The sequence below is a fragment of the Luteibacter sp. 3190 genome (assembly GCF_031456385.1).
Classification (GTDB): domain Bacteria; phylum Pseudomonadota; class Gammaproteobacteria; order Xanthomonadales; family Rhodanobacteraceae; genus Luteibacter.
This window is the reverse complement of record NZ_JAVDUO010000001.1, coordinates 1,041,700-1,060,633: the sequence shown is the minus strand read 5'-3', so window position 1 is coordinate 1,060,633 and position 18,934 is coordinate 1,041,700. Positions and strand designations below refer to the sequence as shown.

General features: G+C 68.3%; 15 protein-coding genes. 11 read left to right on the top strand and 4 right to left on the bottom strand.

The genetic code is table 11. The features are described from left to right. Positions 1-60: 60 nt before the first annotated feature. From J2X58_RS04880 to J2X58_RS04870, 3 genes are all read left to right on the top strand, one after another. Positions 61-1,080, top strand: coding sequence for an AraC family transcriptional regulator (locus J2X58_RS04880; protein WP_310046715.1), 1,020 nt, complete (start codon positions 61-63; stop codon positions 1,078-1,080). A 115-nt stretch (positions 1,081-1,195) separates the two neighbouring features. Beyond that, entirely contained in the window at positions 1,196-2,986 is a 1,791-nt protein-coding gene (locus J2X58_RS04875) for an acyl-CoA dehydrogenase (protein WP_310046714.1), read from the top strand. A 12-nt stretch (positions 2,987-2,998) separates the two neighbouring features. Beyond that, positions 2,999-4,684, top strand: coding sequence for an electron transfer flavoprotein-ubiquinone oxidoreductase (locus J2X58_RS04870; RefSeq protein ID WP_310046713.1), 1,686 nt, complete (start codon positions 2,999-3,001; stop codon positions 4,682-4,684). A gap of 34 nt (positions 4,685-4,718) precedes the next feature. Here the strand turns inward: J2X58_RS04870 and J2X58_RS04865 are convergent, their stop codons facing one another. Then, positions 4,719-5,504 carry a GntR family transcriptional regulator gene (locus tag J2X58_RS04865; protein ID WP_218143183.1) on the bottom strand — a complete coding sequence of 262 codons (786 nt, stop codon included), beginning with the start codon at positions 5,502-5,504 and terminating at the stop codon, positions 4,719-4,721. Between the two features lie 128 nt (positions 5,505-5,632). On the opposite strand from J2X58_RS04865, the gene J2X58_RS04860 reads away from it, so the two are divergent. From J2X58_RS04860 to J2X58_RS04830, 7 genes are all read left to right on the top strand, one after another. Then, the gene (locus J2X58_RS04860) at positions 5,633-6,502 is read left to right on the top strand and encodes an isocitrate lyase/PEP mutase family protein (RefSeq protein ID WP_310046712.1); all 870 of its coding nucleotides are present in this window, start codon (positions 5,633-5,635) and stop codon (positions 6,500-6,502) included. Beyond that, positions 6,499-7,914: a 3-isopropylmalate dehydratase large subunit gene (gene leuC, locus J2X58_RS04855; RefSeq protein ID WP_310046711.1), complete on the top strand. Its 1,416-nt coding sequence runs from the start codon at positions 6,499-6,501 to the stop codon at positions 7,912-7,914. The genes J2X58_RS04860 and leuC overlap by 4 nt, the downstream gene beginning before the upstream one ends. Beyond that, entirely contained in the window at positions 7,905-8,525 is a 621-nt protein-coding gene (gene leuD / locus J2X58_RS04850) for a 3-isopropylmalate dehydratase small subunit (RefSeq protein ID WP_310046710.1), read from the top strand. The genes leuC and leuD overlap by 10 nt, the downstream gene beginning before the upstream one ends. Positions 8,526-8,590: 65 nt before the next feature. Then, positions 8,591-9,988 (top strand): MFS transporter, encoded by a 1,398-nt coding sequence (locus tag J2X58_RS04845; protein ID WP_310046709.1) that lies wholly within the window; start codon positions 8,591-8,593, stop codon positions 9,986-9,988. A gap of 26 nt (positions 9,989-10,014) precedes the next feature. Further along, positions 10,015-10,752, top strand: a complete 738-nt coding sequence (locus tag J2X58_RS04840; protein ID WP_310046708.1) for a Sua5/YciO/YrdC/YwlC family protein — start codon at positions 10,015-10,017, stop codon at positions 10,750-10,752. 20 nt (positions 10,753-10,772) lie between these two features. Further along, positions 10,773-12,410 carry a 3-(methylthio)propionyl-CoA ligase gene (locus J2X58_RS04835; protein WP_310046707.1) on the top strand — a complete coding sequence of 546 codons (1,638 nt, stop codon included), beginning with the start codon at positions 10,773-10,775 and terminating at the stop codon, positions 12,408-12,410. Between the two features lie 190 nt (positions 12,411-12,600). After that, positions 12,601-14,484 (top strand): DUF1302 family protein, encoded by a 1,884-nt coding sequence (locus J2X58_RS04830; RefSeq protein WP_310046706.1) that lies wholly within the window; start codon positions 12,601-12,603, stop codon positions 14,482-14,484. Here the strand turns inward: J2X58_RS04830 and J2X58_RS04825 are convergent. Continuing rightward, positions 14,474-15,700, bottom strand: a complete 1,227-nt coding sequence (locus tag J2X58_RS04825) for a hypothetical protein (protein ID WP_310046705.1) — start codon at positions 15,698-15,700, stop codon at positions 14,474-14,476. The two genes, J2X58_RS04830 and J2X58_RS04825, sit on opposite strands and share 11 nt — an antisense overlap. 604 nt (positions 15,701-16,304) lie before the next feature. On the opposite strand from J2X58_RS04825, the gene J2X58_RS04820 reads away from it, so the two are divergent. Continuing rightward, entirely contained in the window at positions 16,305-17,009 is a 705-nt protein-coding gene (locus tag J2X58_RS04820) for a pirin family protein (protein ID WP_310046704.1), read from the top strand. A gap of 17 nt (positions 17,010-17,026) precedes the next feature. Here the strand turns inward: J2X58_RS04820 and J2X58_RS04815 are convergent, their stop codons facing one another. Beyond that, positions 17,027-18,331, bottom strand: a complete 1,305-nt coding sequence (locus J2X58_RS04815; protein WP_310046703.1) for a sorbosone dehydrogenase family protein — start codon at positions 18,329-18,331, stop codon at positions 17,027-17,029. Then, positions 18,324-18,767: a DUF2231 domain-containing protein gene (locus J2X58_RS04810; RefSeq protein ID WP_310046702.1), complete on the bottom strand. Its 444-nt coding sequence runs from the start codon at positions 18,765-18,767 to the stop codon at positions 18,324-18,326. Before J2X58_RS04810 ends, J2X58_RS04815 begins: the two co-directional genes overlap by 8 nt. Positions 18,768-18,934 lie beyond the last annotated feature (167 nt).

Sequence of the window (18,934 nt, the reverse complement as noted above, 5' to 3'; positions counted from 1 at the left end):
CCCGCATAATGTCACGCTGGTGGTGCCGGAAGGCCAGAAGCATAGGCGATGCAGGACCGAATGACCCGCACGGGAACACATCAGGACGCCCTCTCCGCGACGGTGCCCATTTCCATCGTCAACGGCTTCCTGTCGGGGGCCGATCGCGCCGCCGTGTCGCGTCTCGCCGAGCGATCCGGCATTCCGCCGGGACTGCTTCGCAAGCCCGGTGCACGCGTCACGCAGGAGCAATTCTCGCAGCTGTACCGTCTGCTGGCCGCCGAATTCGACGACGAGATGCCGGGCATCTTCAGCCGGCCGCTGCGTGGCGGATCGCTGAAGTTCCTTTGCCTGAGCCTGCTCGATGCGCCGCGCCTCGAGGTGGCCCTGCACCGCTACTGCCAGTTCTTCCATCTGATCCTCGACGACTTTCAGCTCACGCTGCACAGCGAGGACGGCGTCGGGGCGCTGGAGCTGACGACCCCGGCGGAAGGTCCGGGCGTCACGCCGCTCGGCAAGATGCTCATGCTCAAGCTCGCCCACGGCGTCGCCTCGTGGCTGGTGCGGCAGAACATCCCGCTCGACGAGGCCTTGTTCGACTTCCCGGCCCCGTCGCTGGCGAGCGATTATCTGTACCTGTTTCCGGGTCCGGTGCATTTCAGGCAGCGCTCCACGCGCATCGCGTTCCCCGCCAGCTTCCTCGATCTGCCGGTGCGGCAGCGCAAGGCGGACCTGCGTCGTTTCCTCGATCGCGCACCCGAAGACTGGATCTTCGTCTCGCTGGCCACGCAGATGACCTGCCACCGGGTGCGGCAGCGCATCGTCGCGCTACTGCCGGACATGCCGACCACCGGCGACGTCGCGGAAAGCCTGTTCTGTTCGGAGCGCACGCTGTGCCGCAAGCTCGCCATCGAAGGCACCACCTTCCAGGCGATCAAGGACGAAGTGCGTCGCGATATCGCCATCCGGACGCTGACGCATACGAACGCCTCCATCGCGGAAGTCGCGGGCGCCGTGGGTTTCGACAACCCGACCGCCTTCCACCGCGCGTTCCGCCGCTGGACGGGCAGCACCCCGGGCGCGTACCGCAGCCCGGACTGACGCTCCGGCCAGGGTGGCGGATTTTGTCAGTACCTCGGCGGGATTCGGTAACCCGCCGCCGTGCCGGATGCCTACGATGGCGGGTGACGCATTCCGCCATCGACTGGATACCCGCATGACATACGCCGCCCCCGTGAAGGACATGACCTTCGTGCTCGAGCACCTCGTCGGCATGGACCGCATCGCCGGTCTTCCCGGCATGAGCGAGGCCACGCTCGACCTCGCGCGCGCCGTGCTGGAGGAAGCCGCGAACCTGAGCGGCGAGGTCCTCGCCCCGCTGAACGCCGCGGGCGACCGCCAGCCCAGCCACTGGGACGACGGCAACGTCACCTCGTCGCCGGGCTTCCGCGATGCGTACAAGCACTACGTCGACGGCGGCTGGCAGGGCATCTCGCATCCGGGCGAATACGGTGGTCAGGGCCTGCCCAAGGTGATCTCGGCACCGTGCGCGGAGATGCTGCAGGCGGCGAACCTGTCGTTCGGCCTGTGCCCGCTGCTCACCGATGGCGCGATCGAGGCGCTGCTCACCGCCGCGTCCGACGAGCTTAAGGAACGCTATCTTCCGAAGCTGATCGCCGGCGAATGGACCGGCACCATGAACCTCACGGAGCCGCAGGCCGGATCGGATCTGGCGCTCCTGCGCGCGCGCGCCGAACCGCAGGCCGATGGCTCGCACCGGATCCACGGCACGAAGATCTTCATCACCTGGGGCGAGCACGACCTCACCGACAACATCGTGCACCTCGTGCTGGCCCGCGTGCCGGACGCGCCGGAAGGCATCAAGGGCATCTCGCTCTTCGCGGTGCCGAAGTTCCTCGTCGGCGACGACGGCGCGCCCGGTGAACGCAACGCGGTGGAATGCGTGTCGATCGAGCACAAGCTCGGCATCAAGGCGAGCCCCACGGCCGTGCTGCAGTACGACGGCGCGGTCGGCCACCTCGTCGGCGAGGTCAATCGTGGCCTCGAGTACATGTTCGTGATGATGAACGCCGCGCGGTATGCCGTCGGCCTGCAAGGCGTCGCGGTCGCAGAGGCGGCCTATCAGAAGGCCGTCGGCTATGCGCGCGACCGCGTGCAGAGCCGCCCCGTCGACGGCTCGGCGAAGGGTGCCGTGGCGATCATCCGGCACCCCGATGTCCGGCGCATGCTCATGGAGATGCGCGCCCTGACCGAAGGTGCGCGTGCCCTCGCCTATGTCGCGGCGGGTCACTCGGATGTGGCGCACCATGCCGCCGACGCCGACGAGCAGGCGCTGCATCGCGCGGCCTACGAATTCCTCGTGCCGATCGTGAAGGGCTGGAGCACCGAACGTTCGATCGACGTCGCCAGCCTCGGCATCCAGATCCACGGCGGCATGGGCTTCGTCGAGGAAACCGGTGCGGCGCAGTTCCTGCGCGATGCCCGCATCCTGACGATCTACGAAGGCACGACGGCGATCCAGGCGAACGATCTGGTGGGCCGCAAGACCCTGCGTGACCGCGGCGCGACGGCAGGCTGGTTCCTGCAGAAGATCGACGGCACGCTGGCCGAACTCGACGCCCACGCCGACGCGGCGACGCCAGCCTTCGAGACGATGCGCCGGAACCTGCGGGCCGGCCGCGACCTCATGGCCGATGCCATCGCGTTCCTGCTCCAGAACGCCGCGGAGCGCCCGAACGCCGTTTACGGCGCCGGCGTGCCCTACCTCGAACTGTGCGGCGTGGTGCTGTGCGGATGGCAGATGGCGCGCGCCCTGCTGGTTTCGACCGCCAGGCGCCACGAGGATCCGGACTTCCACGCGACGAAGATCGCGACGGCGCACTTCTACGCCGCGCACGTGCTGCCGCGCGCCAGCAGCCATGCCGCCACGATCCGTTCGCCCGACGCGATCGAGGACGCGCTGGCGCTCGATCCCGCGCAGTTCTGACCGGAACGCATCATGACGCCAGAAGCACTCCTCGCCGCCCACGGCCCGCGCGAATCCATGGACTACGACGTCGTGGTCGTGGGTGCCGGTCCCGGCGGCCTCGCCACCGCCATCCGCCTGAAGCAGCTCGCCGCGGCCGCGGGGCGCGAACTGTCGGTCTGCGTTCTCGAAAAGGGCTCCGAACCGGGCGCGCACATCCTTTCCGGCGCGATCATGGACCCGAGGGCGCTCACCGAACTCTTCCCCGACTGGAAAGAGCGCGGCGCGCCCCTGACCCAGCCGGTCACCCGTGACGAGTTCCTGTTCCTCGGCGAAAGCGGCGCCCGCGCCACGCCGGAGTGGCTGCTGCCGGCGTGCTTCCACAACCGCGGAAACTACATCGTCAGCCTGGGCGCCGTCGTGCGCTGGCTGGCGACGCAGGCCGAAGCGCTGGGCGTGGAGATCTTCCCCGGCTTTCCCGCGGCGGAAGTCCTGTACGACGACGCGGGTGCGGTCAAGGGCGTGGCGACCGGCGACATGGGCATCGGCAAGGATGGCGAGCCGACCGACCAGTTCCAGCTCGGCATGGCGTTGCACGCCCGCTATACGATCTTCGCCGAAGGGGCGCGCGGCCAGCTCGGCCGCGAACTCATCGACCGGTTCCGCCTCGACGACGGGCGCGATCCGCAGAGCTACGGTATCGGCATCAAGGAGTTGTGGCAGGCCGATCCCGCGCGACACCAGCCGGGGCTCGTGGTGCACACCGCCGGATGGCCGCTGGAGGACGACACGTACGGCGGCTCGTTCCTCTATCACGCGGAGGACGGCAAGATCGCCGTGGGCTTCGTCGTCGGTCTGGATTACGGCAACCCCTGGCTGTCGCCCTTCGACGAGCTCCAGCGCTTCAAGACGCATCCGTCGATCCGCAAGCACCTGGAGGGCGGCACGCGGATCGGATACGGCGCGCGCGCCATCACCGCGGGCGGTCTGCTCTCGCTGCCGAAGACCGTCTTCCCCGGCGGCGCGCTCGTGGGTTGCGAAGCCGGCTTCCTCAATGCGAGCCGCATCAAGGGCAGCCATGCGGCGATCAAGACGGGCATGCTCGCCGCCGAGGCGGCGTTCGTCGCCATCGCCGAGGGTCGCGCGCACGACGAGCTGAGCGCGTATCCGGCGGAGTTCGAGCGGAGCTGGCTGCATGCCGAACTGCGCCAGGCGAAGAACTTCAAGCAATGGTTCAAGAAGGGCCGCGCCGTCGCGACGGCGATGACCGGTATCGAACAATGGCTGCTGCCGAAGCTCGGCTTCCGCGAGCCGCCCTGGACGCTTCATCACCATACGCCCGACCACGCCAACCTGCGCCCGGCCGCGACGAGTCCGCGGATCGTCTACCCGAAACCCGACGGCGTCCTCACCTTCGATCGCCTGAGTTCGGTGTTCCTCTCCAGCACCCACCACGACGAGAACCAGCCGGCGCATCTCACGCTGAAGGACCGCTCGCTGCCCGTGCGCGTGAACCTCACGCAGTACGCCGGCCCGGAGGCCAGGTACTGCCCCGCGGGCGTCTACGAGTACGTCGGCATCGACGAAGGCGCGCCCAGGCTGCAGATCAACGCGCAGAACTGCGTGCACTGCAAGACCTGCGACATCAAGGATCCGATGCAGAACATCGTGTGGGTCGCGCCGCAGGGTGGCGGCGGACCGAACTACGCGGGCATGTGACCGTCACGGGGCGACACGCGTCGCCCCTGCCCCGCTACGTCCGCGAACGTTTGCTTCGCGTGGCGGCGTTTCCCACCAGCGACGGGTCGTGGATGATGTGGCCCGCGCTCAGCGTGTCGATCGCGTCGCCCGGCACTTCCATCAGGATGCGGCTGTACCGTGGCGTGAGGTGCGCGGTGACGTACATCACCGGACGTCCGGTGTGATCGTGCATCACGCGCGACATGCGGATCAGCGCGGTGCTGAGGTCGCATTCGAGCAGCTTCGCGCGATACGGATCCGCCGACTCGGCGCTGATCTCCTGCACCACGCGTCCGAAGCGCACGCCCATCGCGTTGAGCAGCGCGTACATCGGACTGCGCTTCAGCGCCGCCGTCGTGATGTCCTTGCCGATATCCGCCGGCACCCAGGCTTCGGTGATCATCAACGGCGTGTCGCTGGCGACGCGCACGCGCACCGCGTGCACGACGCGGCCCGGACGCGGAATCCGAAGGAACGCGTTGATGCCAGGAGGCGGCGCGATCGTTTCGAGCGTCACGACGCGCACATCCGTCGACTGCGCGGTGTGTTTGAGTTCGTCGATGAAGCTCAGCGCCGAGAGATTCGCACCGGTGGTGAGGTTGTCGGTGACGTACGTGCCGCTGCCGTGACGGCGCTGCACGAGTCCTTCCGCTTCGAGATCGGCGAGCGCCCTGCGCACCGTGGCGCGCGCCACGCCAAAGAGCTGCACGAGCGCCTCTTCCTTCGGCAGCGCCGTGCCCGGTGCGTAGGTCCCTTGCGCGATGCCGTCCTTGAGCACGAGGAAAATCTGCCTGTGCAAGGCCGTCCCTTTTGTGCGCGTAAGTGCTTCATTTTTCATGCAGTGCAGCATAACAGACGCTTGACGCCCCATGTCTAGTTGTTCAACACTCTAGACAACTTTGGTGGGTACGGAACGGGTGTCGGTGTATGTCTGAATCCTCGGGACTCGGTGCGTTGCTCGCGGCACCCGGCATGACGATCGTGCCGGGTGCGTACGACGCGATCGGTGCGCGGCTGATCGAAGAGGCCGGCTTCGCCGCCGCGTACATGACCGGCGCGGGCACCGCCCTCGCACGCGGCTACCCCGACCTCGGCCTGATCACCATGACGGAGATGGTCGAGAACGCCGGCACGATGGCGCGCGCGATCGGTATCCCCCTGATCGCCGACGCGGACACCGGCTTCGGCAACGAACTCAATGTCACCCGCTGCGTCCGCGAGTACGAAGCGCGCGGCGTCGCGGCGATCCACATCGAGGACCAGGTGATGCCCAAGCGCTGCGGGCACCTCGACGGCAAGGAAGTCGTGTCGCGTCAGGAATTCCTGGCCAAGATCCGCGCCGCCGTGGCGGCGCGCCGCCATCCCGGGTTCGGCATCATCGCGCGCACCGACGCCCGCGCCGTGCTCGGTTTCGACGAGGCCGTCTGGCGTGCCAACGCGGCGCTCGACGCGGGCGCCGACATGGCGTTCGTCGAAGCCACGCAGACGCTCGACGAAGCGGCGTCGGTGCCGCGACTCGTCGCCGGTCCCTGCGTGCTCAACGTCGTGCCCGGCGGTCGCACGCCTCTCTCGGATCTCGGCGAGGCGGAGTCGATGGGCTACCGGATGGCCATCCTCCCGGCACTGGTCTTCATGGCCACGATCGACGCCACCGACGCCGTGCTGGCGACGCTTCGCCGCACGCGGGTATCGCCGCCGCGCGAGCAGAACATCGCGCAGATGTTCCGCCGCTTCGACGCCGATCGCTGGGACGCGCTGCGTTCGCGTTTCCTCGGCGAGGACGTGACGACGCCATGACCGCCCGTACCCTCTTCGACAAACTGTGGGACGCGCACGTGGTGCGCGACCTCGGCGACGGCTGGGCCCTGCTCCACATCGATCGCCACCTGCTGCACGACCTCTCCGGCCCGCCGGCACTCGCGGAAGTCGCCGAACGTGGCCTGGATCTCCACGACGCCCGCCTCGTGTTCGCGACGCCGGACCACGCCGTGTCGAGCCAGCCGGGACGTGTCGCCACCACGTTTCCGCAAGGCGGAAAGTTGCATGCGGCCCTGAAGAGCCGCAGCGCGGCGATGAACGTGCGCCTGTTCGACCTCGGCGAGCCGGGCCAGGGCATCGTCCACGTGATGGGCCCGGAACTCGGCATCGTGCTCCCGGGCCTGACGGTCATCTGCGGCGACAGCCATACGTGCACGAACGGCGGCCTCGGCGCGCTCGCGTTCGGCGTCGGCTCGTCGGAGAGCACCCATGCGCTCGCCACGCAGACCTTGCGGATGCGCAAACCCAGGGAGCTGCGCATCCGTTGCGAAGGACGCCTTGGCGTCGGCGTGACGGCGAAGGACCTCGCGCTGCACATCATCGGGAAGCTGGGCGCTTCCGCCGGCGTCGAGAGCGTCATCGAATACACCGGCCCCGCCATCGAGGCCCTGAGCGTCGAAGGGCGACTCACGCTGTGCAACCTGTCGGTGGAACTCGGCGCGCGGGCCGGCATCGTCGCGCCGGATGAGCACACCTTCGACTACCTGCGCGGCCGACCCTTCGCGCCCGCCGGCGAGGACTTCGATCGGGCCGTGGCTTACTGGCGCACCCTCGCCAGCGATCCGGATTCGCAGCCGGACCGCGAGGAAATCATCGACGCCTCGGCGGTACGCGCTACCGTGACATGGGGCACGAGTCCCGAGCATGCCCTGCCGATCGACGCCAACGTCCCGGATCCGATGGACGTGCACGACGCGACGCAGCGCGAGGCGCTGCGTGCGGCGCTCGACTACATGGGCCTGACCGCCGGGCAGCCGATCGCGGGTACGCCCGTGGACTGGGTATTCATCGGCTCCTGTGCCAACGCGCGCCTGAGCGACCTGCGCGCCGCGGCCGAGGTCGCGCGCGACCGGCACGTCGCGCCGGGCGTCACGGCGTGGGTGGTGCCGGGATCCGAATCCGTCAAGCGCGCCGCCGAGGCCGAAGGGCTGCACGATGTCTTCCTCGCCGCCGGGTTCCAGTGGCGCGAGCCGGGTTGCAGCATGTGCGTGGCGGCCAACGGCGAACGTGTGCCGCCGGGCCAGCGCTCCGTATCCACGTCGAACCGCAACTTCGTCGGGCGTCAGGGACCCGGTGCGCGCACGCACCTGGCGAGTCCGCCGATGGCGGCCGCCGCCGCGATCGCCGGCGCGATCGTCGACGTGGCGCAGGTGACGGGAGCATGCCTGTGAAACGCGAGCCGTTCACGACCGTATCGGGGCCGGCCGCGTGGCTCCCGAAACCGAACATCGATACCGACGTCATCATCCGCATCGAGCGTCTCACCACGCTCCCGCGTGGCGAGCTCGGGCCCTACGGCTTCGAATCGCTGCGTTACCACCCCGACGGCAGCGAAGACCCGGACTTCGTGATGAACCAGCCCCGGTTCCGTCGCGCGCCGTTCCTTCTCGCCGGCGAGAACTTCGGCTGCGGTTCGTCGCGCGAGGGCGCCGTGTGGGCATTGCGCGAGATGGGCGTCCGTTGCGTCATCGCGCCGAGCTTCGGCGACATCTTCTACAGCAACTGCTTTCAGAACGGCGTGCTTCCCATCCGCCTGCCGGCCGACGAGGTCGAGGCCATCGGCAGCCTCTGCCGCACGGGCGCGCCGCTGAAAGTCGATCTCGAACGGCTCCGCCTGGAGCCGCCCGGACAGCCCCCGCTGTCGTTCACCGTCGATGCCCAGCGCCGGGAGGCGTTGCTCACCGGCCTGGACGACATCGACCGGACCCTCAAGGACGACGACGCCATCCGCGCATGGCAAAACGCAGACCGCGCGGCACGGCCGTGGGTCTGGTCGATCTGAACCCACCCTCGAATCGTCGATACCTCGGCGCCCGGGACACGCGAAGCGTGACATCGGAGACAAACGTGAAAAGCGAGACTTTCCAGATCGTCGACGGCACGGGAACACCCGCGCCGCCGGACCGCCCTACCGCCGCGCAGCGGCTCGACCGCCTACCCACGGCGTCCTTCCACCGCCGCATGGCGATGATGATCGGTCTGGGCCTCTTCTTCGACGGCTTCGATCTCTACATGGCGAGCGGCATCATGCCGGCGCTCGCGGCGTCCGGCTGGGCCGATATCCATGCGAACGCGCTGTTCGCATCGGCCGGTGCGCTGGGCGCGCTGATCGGCGCGTTCTTCGCGGGGTGGCTGGGCGACCGGCGCGGTCGCAAGTTCACCTTCCAGTTCAATCTCGGCCTGTTCGGCTCGATGTCGGTCGCCGCGGCGTTCGCGCCGAACATGGAGTGGCTGATCGCGCTGCGCTTCCTCATGAGCATCGGGCTGGGCGCGGAGATCGTCGTCGGCTACGCGACCATCTCGGAGTTCGTGCCGCCCGCCACCCGGGGGCGCTGGAGCGCCGTGCTGTTGTTCGTCGCCACCGCGTCGCTGCTGGCGTCGAACCTGGTGGGCTATCTCGTCATCCCGACGTTCGGCTGGCGCTGGATGTTCGTCATCGCCGGCGCGGGTGGGCTGGTGGTGTGGGCCATGCGCAAGAGCATGCCGGAATCGCCGCGCTGGCTGGAACTGGTCGGGCGCTGGCGGGAGGCCGACGCGATCCTGGATCGCATCGAGGCGGAGGTGTCCACGCAGACGGGCAAGCCGTTACCGCCGCTCGCGAACGCGCGCGTCGTCGCCGCATCCACGTTCACGACGCGGGACCTCTTCCGCGCGCCGATCCTCCGCTCGACCGTCATCGGCGTCACGCTGAATGTCGTCGCCCTGAGCGCGCTCTACGGCTTCATCATCTGGTTGCCCACGTTCCTCGTGAAGCAGGGTCTCGCGGTGCAGGCCTCGCTCGGACACACGGCCCTCATTTCGACCGGCAGCCTCGCCGGCGTCTTCCTCGCCGGCCTGCTCATCGATCGCTGGAGCCGGAAGCACTGGATCGTCCTGGCCTCGGTGATCTCCGCCGTGCTCGGTTACGCCTACGCCAACGCGGGCAGCCTCGAGGCCACGACGGCCGTCGGCATCGCGCTGATCGCCTCGCTGTACCTCGGCACGACGATGGGCTGGACGACCTACGTCCCGGAACTGTTTCCCACGGAGCTGCGCCTCCGCGGCGCCGGCATCTCGAGCGTGGCCGGCCGCGCGGTCGCCATCGTCGCGCCTCAGGCCGTGGCGCAGCTCTACGCGATCAACGGCGTCAACGCCGTCGTCTACAGCCTCATCGGCCTGCTCGTCGCGCAGGCGGTGATCGTCGGGCTGTTCGGCATACAGACGAACCGGCGCTCGCTCGACATGCAGTTCGTGGGCAACCACTGATACGGATCAACGAAGAAGGCACACGTATGACCAGACTGAACATCAAAGACGACGCGCAGCGCATTTTCGACGCGCTCGCACTCGGCGGCATCGCGATCATTCCCAACGACGCGGGGTACGCGATGATGGGTGGCTCGGCGGAAGCGATCCGCCGCATCTTCGTGGCGAAGGGCCGCGGCGAGCACAAGCGCAACGCGATGATGTGCTCGATGGAGATGCAGCGGGAGCTTCACGTGCTCGACGCGCGCTGCCAGGACATGATCGAGATGATCACGCAGGACTACAACCTCACGCTCGGCGCCGTGGCGGCGTTCCGCCCCGAGCACCCGATGCTCGCGAGGCTCGATCCCGTCACGCTCGCGGCGAGCACCGGGAAGGGCACGCTCGGCATGCTGCTCAACGCCGGGAAGCTGTTCGACGAAGTCTGCCGCCTCTCCCGCGAGGCGGGCCTGCCGATCTTCGGCTCGTCGGCCAATCTCACGGGCACGGGCCCGCGCTTCCGCGTCGAGGACATTCCGCTGGAACTGATCGACATCGCGGACGTGGTGATCGATTACGGCCTGCGCAAATACCACACCTACCAGCGCTCCGCGACGATCCTGCGCTTCGGCAACGGCAACGTGGAGGCCGTGCGCATCGGCTCGTGCTACGAGCTGATCTGCGACGTGCTGAAGCGGCACTTCGATGTCGAGCTTCCCGCCGATCCGGGCCGCGCGGCCAACGCGTCGGGCCATCTCGAAGAATTCGCCTTCAGGACGGCCTGAAGGCCGCGAGGTACATCGTCATGCTTGGCCTGATGCAAGACCAACCCCTCCTGATCTCGTCGCTGATCGAGTTCGCCAGCCGCCAGCACGGCGACACCGACATCGTTTCGCGGCGGGTGGAAGGAGACATCCACCGGACCACCTGGCGCGCGGTCGCGTCGCGCTCGCGGCAGGTCGCCAATGCGATCGAAGCGGACTACCTCGCCTTCAGCGAGCGCGTCGCAACCCTGGCCTGGAACGGCTACCGCCACCTCGAGCTCTACTACGGCGTCAGCGGTTCCGGCCGCGTGCTGCACACGATCAACCCGCGCCTGCACCCCGACCAGATCGCGTGGATCGTCAACCATGCGGAAGACCGGATCCTCTGCTTCGACCTCACGTTCCTGCCGATCGTCCAGGCCATGCACGCGCAATGCCCCACCGTCGGACGTTGGGTGGCGCTGTGCGACGCCGACGCCCTGCCCGCCGACACGGGCATCCCGGACCTGGTGAGCTACGAGGCGTGGATCGCGGACCATGCCGCCACCTACGACTGGCCGGAGTTCGACGAGAACACGGCGTCGAGCCTGTGCTACACGAGCGGCACGACGGGCAACCCGAAGGGCGTGGTCTACAGCCATCGCTCGACGCTGTTGCATGCGTACGCCGTGAGCCTGCCGGACGCCATGTGCCTCTCGGCGCGCGACACGGTGCTTCCGGTGGTGCCGATGTTCCACGTCAACGCGTGGGGCCTGCCGTACTCGTGCGCGCTCACCGGCGCGAAGCTCGTGCTTCCCGGACCCGCGCTCGACGGCGCGTCGATCTACGAACTGATCGAGTCGGAACAGGTCACGTTCGCCGGTGGCGTCCCGACGATCTGGCAAACGCTGCTCGACCACCTGCACGGTCACTGGCTGAAGTTCTCCTCGCTCCGTCGCACGGTCATCGGCGGCTCGGCCTGCCCGCCGGCGATGATCGACGCCTTCCAGACCGAATTCGACGTCGAGGTGTTGCACGCGTGGGGCATGACGGAGCTGTCGCCACTAGGCACCATCTGCACGCTGAAAAGCCGTCAACTCGACCTGCCGGCGCACGAACAGGCCACGCTTCGGGCGAAACAGGGCCGGGCCATCTTCGGTATCGACATGGGCATCCTCGACGAGGAGGGCCACGCTCTACCGTGGGACGGGAAGACCGGCGGCGAGCTGGTGGTCCGCGGCCCGTGGGTCGCGAAGGACTACTTCGACAGCGAGGCCGGGTCGCCGCTCGTGCGCGACGCGCAAGGCCGCGAGTGGTTCCCCACGGGCGACGTGGCGACGATCGACGTCGACGGCTTCATGCAGATCACCGACCGCAGCAAGGACCTCGTGAAGTCCGGCGGCGAGTGGATCAGCTCGATCGACATCGAAAACATCGCGGTCGCGCATCCGGACATCTCCCTGGCCGCCTGCATCGGCATTCCGCATCCGAAGTGGGACGAACGTCCCATCGTGGTCGCGGTCAGGCGCCCCGGCAGCGTGGTGTCCCGGGAAGACCTGCTGGCCTTCTACGCCGGCAAGACGGCGAAGTGGCAGATCCCCGACGACGTCGTCTTCCTCGACACGATCCCACTCGGCGCCACCGGAAAGGTGATGAAGGGCAAGCTGCGTGAGCAGCTGAAGGACTACCGCCTGCCGTAACACCGGTTCGCCATGGGGAGGTGGCGATCCGCATCCCAAGCCGTCGTGAGTACACATCCGAATCGTCCCGGGGCCAGCAAGGGAAATCGCTGGAGGGGTGGGTCATGCCCGCCGCGGGCGCTGCCGGACACGACGCGCCTGCCGATCGCGAACTCCTGCCGTATCCATCCATCGCAGAGATAGGGGTGTCATGAACAACCGCACTTGGGCCGTCGCGGCCGCACTGGCCGGCAGCGCCGCATCGGGGCATGCCGCCGAATTCAGGCTGACCGATGGCGTCACGGCGAGCGTTCGCACGGTCGCCACGCTGGGCACGATCGTCCGCACGTCCGATCCGGCTCCGTCGACCTACGCCCTGATTCCGTCGACCGCGGTGCCCGGCGCGCCGCCGGGCCAGCTCGTCGGCCAGACCGGCGGCTCCGACCTGAACTTCAGGAAGGGGCACGCCGTGAGCACGCTGCTCAAGGCGATGGTCGACATCGACGTCCATGGAAAGACCTCGGGCGTCTTCGTCCGGCTCGATGGCTGGCACGACTTCACGCTGGGTCATACCGACGCGCGCTACGGCAACAACCCGAACGGCTTCACACCGGACCGGCCGCTCTCGGATCGTGGCTTCGCACCCGACGCGAAGTTCAGCAACGTGCGGGCGCGCGACGCCTACGCGTACTGGCGCTTCGACGGCGCCGGCGACACGCGCGGCGATCTTCGCATCGGCCGGCAGGTGCTCGGATGGGGCGTGTCGCAGTTCTTCACAGGCGGCATCGGTGCCGTGACCAACCCGTACGACACCGCGGCCCAGGTACGGCCAGGCGCCCTGCCCCAGGAAGCCAGGGTGCCGATCGGGATGGTCAGCCTGAGCCTCGCCTTCGGCAAGGACTGGGGCGTGGACGCCTACGTGCCCTACGAATTCCGGCCCGCGAACATTCCCGGATGCGGCACCTTCTTCGACGCCGCATCCGTGATCCCGCAGGGCTGCAACATCGTCGGCCCCTTCGGCGCACCGCTGCCCGGTACGCCACTGGCGACGCCGGACACGCTGACCGAGCGCGCGCTGCTCGCCAACGGCTACTACCTGCATCGCGACGACCGGCGCCAACCGAACGGGTCGGGACAGTACGGTGTGTCGGTCCGCTACGCCGTCACCGACTGGGCCACCGACTTCCGCGCCTACGCCGCGCGTTCCGACAACACCTTGCGCAATGTGTACAGCCTGACCATCGAGAACGTGAACGGCGGGACGCTGCCCGCAGGCATCCCCGGCGCCCTGGCCCGGCTCACCGACCCGAACGGCCTCAAGTACGGCCTCGTCTACCCCAAGGGCGTGCACGTCTACGGCGTGAGCTTCGATACGAAGTTCGCACCGACGGCGAAACTCTATGGCGAGGTCGCGTATCGCAAGGACCAGCCGATCGGCTACAGCCCGATCGATCTCCTGCTCGCCGGCCTGCTGCGCTCACCGACGTCGATCCTCGAAGAGCAGCGCAAGATCCTTTCGGTACCTGCGGGACAGACCTTCGAAGGTTACGACCGGCATCCGGTGCTCACCGCGAACCTCGGCGGCAGCAAGCTGTTTCCGAAGGTGCTCGGCGCGGACAGCGTCGGCCTCGCGGCCGAGATCGGCTACAGCCACGTGAGCACCCTGCCCGACCCCGCGGTATTCCGCTACGGCCGCGGACTCGCCTACGGCGGCGCGCCGTACTACGTCGGCGGCAAGCTCACCGCGTGCACCGAAACCCTTCCCGGCGTCAACGGCGTGACGGGCAAGACGTGCAGGTACGAGGGCTACGTGTCGACGAACGCGTGGGGCCTGCGTGGAAGGGCATCGGCCACCTACGGCAACGCCGTCTTCGGTGGCGACCTCACGCTGTCGCTGACGCTCGCCAAGGACATCAGGGGCTACTCGTACGACAGCACGTTCGTCGAAGGCCGCATGCTCGCGCGCACCGGCCTCCGGGTCGACTGGGGCAAGCGCTACTTCGTCGAAACGGCGTTCTCGCGCCTGTTCGGCGGCAGGTACAACCTGCTGGCCGATCGCAGCAACGTGTCCTTCGTCGGCGGTCTCAGTTTCTGACGGCCCGCGGACCGAGCCGTCGCAAGACGGCTCTCATCGCCGCGGAGCGACGTCGTAGCATGGCGGTCAGCCCGTGCAGCGCGGGTTTGGGATCGTCCATGCGGAAGACGTGGAAGTCGGCCGACAGCCATTGCAGCGCGATGTGCGCGAGCGAATCGGCGCGCCGGCCGCGCGCACGCCGGACACAGGCCAGGTCGTGGTGCAGGTCGACGCAGAGTTTCCCTTCGGCATAGTCGCGGGTTGCCTTCGTTACTGGGAGGCCCTGCGCGTCATGCCAGGCCATGTCGCACACGTTCACGCCACGGCGCGCGGCGAACTCCACGTACGTCCACGCCCGCGTGTTCACCTCGAGGATGCGGAACGCGCCGTCGCGCGGGTCGCGCTTGAATTCGGCGCTGAAGATGCCGCGGTAGTCCAGCCCGTCGAGCAGACGGCGCACATGCCGTACCGCGTCGCCCACGTCGACGAGCGGCACCGACGCCGAGCACGAGCTGTTGCCGAAATCCGGGGGCGACATGCGCCGGCGGCGTCGCGCGAAGAGGCCCGCATAGCGCCCGTGCGCGTCGCGGAAGCCGTCCACGAAGAAGTGTTCCGTCGCGGGGCCGGGCACGTACTCCTGCGCCATCACGGAGAACCCCTGCGCGTGGAAACGCGCCCAGGCCTCCGCCATCGCGACACGACTGTCGACCCAGACACCCTTCACCCCGGTCACGTCGCTGAACTTCTGCGAGTTCACGGGCTTGATGAAGACCCGGTCCAGCCGTTCGAACGGAACGGCCTCGACATCGTCCAGCGAGGACAGGCGATAGGTGCGCGGGTGCGGCACGCGGATCGCGGCCAGGTAACCGGCGAACACGGACTTGTCCTGCAGCAGCTCCTGCGTGGCGCGGGTCGAGGTGGACACGAGGAATCGGGAACCGAGGTCGGTCGATGGCAGGTCGGCCAGCCACATGGCGGCATCGTCGGCACCGGGAATGATCACGGCGCGCTCGAGCGGCATCGTCCGCAGCGCGTCGAGCGCCTGCGGTCCGGGCCGCCCATCCCACGGCACGCCCGGCGTCGGCCGGTACCAGCGCGAGTGGACCACCAGGTCGTCGGGCGGGCACGCCACATACGCCGGAATTCCTGCGAGCGCGAGGCTTCGCAAGATGCCCAGCGCGGTCGGGCCGCGCCCCATCACGATAGCCGGTACCCTGCCGGTTCCGACGTTGTCCATCGCCTGCCTCCGATGGGACGGCGACGATCGGCCGTCCTCGCGGCCAGTAGAGCCCATCGCCCACGCGCGTGCCATTCGGTCGAACGGTCTATGCGGTTCGCGCGCCATCGTCGACCGCTCTCGCGCATGGACCGAGGACGTGGACCCCGGCGTGCGCCGGGGTGACGGGTTCATGCACGGACTCGCTGCCCCCCGGCGTCGCAGCGGGGTGACGGGTTCACGCAGGCGCTCACACCCCCTCGCGTCGCACCGGCGCACGCCGGTGCCCACGGCGAGGCGATCGGTCGTCGCGACACCGCACACGCACGAACGCGTGGAGCTCGACGCACCCTCGGGGACCGAGGACGTGGACCCCGGCGTGCGCCGGGGTGACGGGTTCATGCACGGACTCGCTGCCCCCTGACGTCGCACCGGGGTGACGGGTTCACGCAGGCGCCCCCCCCCCTCACGTCGCACCGGCGCACGCCGGTGCCCACGGCGAGGCGATCGGTCGTCGCGACACCGCTCCCTCGCCCCGACGCCAACGGGCCGCGGGAGGCATCGCATTTATGCAATAGAACCCGGGCGACAAGCGCTAAGTTGGCGGCATTCCCTGGAGATGCCCATGTTCGTCATCCGTCACGCCGCCGACCGCGGCCATGCCAACCATGGCTGGCTCGATTCCCATCACAGCTTCTCGTTCGCCGATTACCGCGACGAGGATCACGTCCATTTCGGCCCGCTGCGCGTCATCAACGAGGACCGCGTGGCGCCTGGCGCGGGCTTCGGCACGCACTCGCACCGCGACATGGAGATCATCAGCTACGTGCTCGAAGGTGAGCTGGCCCATACCGACTCGATGGGCAACAAGGTCGTGATCCGGCCCGGCGAGGTGCAGATCATGTCCGCGGGAACCGGCGTGACGCACTCCGAGGAGAATCACGCGAGCACCGTGACCCACTTCCTGCAGATCTGGATCATCCCGAACCGGTTGCACCTGAAGCCGGGCTACCAGCAGACCTTCTTCCCGGACGCCGAGAAGCGCGGCAAGCTGCGCCTCGTCGCGAGCGAGCGCGGCGAGCACGGTTCGGTGACGGTCAACCAGGACGTGCGCCTGTACGCGGGGCTGTTCGGCGCCGACGAGTCGGCGCACCACACGATCGATTTCGAGCGCATCGTCTACGTGCACGTGGTCCGTGGAACGGTCCACGTGAACGGCCATCCCCTGAACGCGGGCGACGCGGCGAAGATCACCGGCGAGAACCGTGTCGAGTTGAGCGACGGCGTCGACGGCGAGGTGCTGCTCTTCGACATGGCGCCGCTGGACTGACCGTACGGCGACATGCCTCAGGGCGCGGCGGCCGAGACCCGCCATACCGTGTTGCCGACGTCGTCGGCGACCAGGAGCGCGCCGCCCTTGTCCAGCACCACGCCGACCGGCGCACCGTAGAGTTCGGACTCGTCGCTCGAATGGAAGCCGGTCACCACCGTTTGCGGCTTGCCTGCGGGCTTGCCGTCACGGAACGGGACGAACACGACTTCGTATCCGCTCAGCGGCGAGCGGTTCCAGCTGCCGTGCTCGCTGACGAACGCACCTTCCTGAAACTGCGCCGGCAGCGCGTTCTGCCGGGTCAGGAGGAAGCCGAGCGCCGCCACGTGCGACCCCAGCGCGTAATCGGGCCGTATGGCCTTCCGCACGAGATCCGGCCGCTGCGGTGTCACGCGGGTATCGACGTGCTGCCCGTAGTAACTGTAAGGCCAGCCGTAGAAACCGCCTTCAATGACCGAGGTCATGTAATCGGGCACGAGGTCGCCGCCGATCTCGTCCCGTTCGTTGGCGATGGCCCAGAGGGTGTTCGTCGACGGATTCCATTGCAGGCCCGTCGGATTGCGGATGCCCGAGGCGTAGATGCGACTGCCACCCGTCGCGACGTCCACCTCCAGCACCGCCGCGCGGCGGTACTCCACCTCCAGGCCGTTCTCCGTGACGTTGCTGTTCGAGCCGACGCCCACGTAGAGCTTCGTACCGTCGGGGTTCGCTTCGAGCGCCTTCGTCCAGTGATGGTTGATCGTCGAAGGCAGGTCGGCGAACTCGACGCCGGGCGCCGTGATGCGCGTCTGGCCTTTCTCGTACGGGAACCTGACGATCGCATCGGTATTCGCGACATAGAGCGAATCGCCGATGAGCTGCACACCGAAAGGCGAATGCAGGTTCTCGAGAAAGACATGCTTCTCCCATTCGCCACTCCCCTTCCTGCGCAGGAGCGTGATGCGGTCCCCGCCCTTGGCGGCCTTGCCCGACTCGCTCTTGACCAGGGCCGCCAGCAACTGCTTCGGCGTGGTGACGGCTTCCTCGCCCGGACTGTTGGCCTCGACGACGAGGACGTCGCCGTTGGGCAAGGTCAGGAGCTGGCGCGGATGCTTCAGGCCATCGGCGATCTTCTCGATCGAGAGGCCCGCCGCCACCGAAGGCGTTGCGCCCTGCTTCCAGCCCACAAAATCCGGCACCTGGATGGGCGGCAAGAGAAAAAGCTTCGCTTTCGGCAGCGACGGTTCCGGGCCGGACTGCTGCACCGGCTCCAGCGACGCCTTGTCGCCGCAGGCGCTCAGGAGCACGGCGCAGGTCACGGTGAGCATCGTGGCCTTAGACATGCGCGGTCTCCCGCTGGGTACCGCCACGCGTGGCGATGACGACGTGACCGGCGGCGATCGGCAGCACGGTCAGCACCGACAGCCACACACCGGCCGGGACGATCGCATAGGCGTCGCGCGTATGGACGAGCGCGTTGAACACCGCGACCACGATCGCCACGAGGTTGAGCCAGAAGTCGAGCCGATCCGCAGGGGTGCTGATCCGGCGCGACGTGATCCACACCTGCGTCAGGTTGACGAGCCGCGGAACCACGGCGAAGACGAGCCCGAGCGACACCAGCCAGGCGGCTCCCCTCGCCCAGAGGATGGTGCCGGTCGCGGCATAGGTGGCATCGAAGATGAGCGCGCCGACGAATAAGCCGAAGGGAATCGGATTCAGCACGCCGTAGACGGCGTTTGCCACCACCGACCGTCGTGGCGAAGCGGGATGCATCATGGGCAGCGTCTCCGGCGAGGGAAAAACCAGCCCGTTGTGTAGCCCGCCGCTCGTGCAGACGATGTGTGGACCCCACCCGCCGAAACATCACGTCGTAGGAGCGCGCCCTGCGCGCGACAGCTTGTCGCGAGCAGCCACAGAAGCTGTCGCTCCCATGTCGCGCGACG

Bases quoted from the DNA above. Each gene is read 5' to 3' on its own strand.
- J2X58_RS04815 (WP_310046703.1), bottom strand. From the start codon at position 18,331: ATGTCTAAGGCCACGATGCTCACCGTGACCTGCGCCGTGCTCCTGAGC.
- J2X58_RS04820 (WP_310046704.1), top strand. From the start codon at position 16,305: ATGTTCGTCATCCGTCACGCCGCCGACCGCGGCCATGCCAACCATGGC.
- J2X58_RS04840 (WP_310046708.1), top strand. From the start codon at position 10,015: ATGACCAGACTGAACATCAAAGACGACGCGCAGCGCATTTTCGACGCG.
- J2X58_RS04835 (WP_310046707.1), top strand. From the start codon at position 10,773: ATGCTTGGCCTGATGCAAGACCAACCCCTCCTGATCTCGTCGCTGATC.
- J2X58_RS04875 (WP_310046714.1), top strand. From the start codon at position 1,196: ATGACATACGCCGCCCCCGTGAAGGACATGACCTTCGTGCTCGAGCAC.
- leuD (WP_310046710.1), top strand. From the start codon at position 7,905: ATGCCTGTGAAACGCGAGCCGTTCACGACCGTATCGGGGCCGGCCGCG.
- J2X58_RS04810 (WP_310046702.1), bottom strand. From the start codon at position 18,767: ATGATGCATCCCGCTTCGCCACGACGGTCGGTGGTGGCAAACGCCGTC.
- J2X58_RS04870 (WP_310046713.1), top strand. From the start codon at position 2,999: ATGACGCCAGAAGCACTCCTCGCCGCCCACGGCCCGCGCGAATCCATG.
- J2X58_RS04830 (WP_310046706.1), top strand. From the start codon at position 12,601: ATGAACAACCGCACTTGGGCCGTCGCGGCCGCACTGGCCGGCAGCGCC.
- leuC (WP_310046711.1), top strand. From the start codon at position 6,499: ATGACCGCCCGTACCCTCTTCGACAAACTGTGGGACGCGCACGTGGTG.
- J2X58_RS04860 (WP_310046712.1), top strand. From the start codon at position 5,633: ATGTCTGAATCCTCGGGACTCGGTGCGTTGCTCGCGGCACCCGGCATG.
- J2X58_RS04880 (WP_310046715.1), top strand. From the start codon at position 61: ATGACCCGCACGGGAACACATCAGGACGCCCTCTCCGCGACGGTGCCC.
- J2X58_RS04825 (WP_310046705.1), bottom strand. From the start codon at position 15,700: ATGGACAACGTCGGAACCGGCAGGGTACCGGCTATCGTGATGGGGCGC.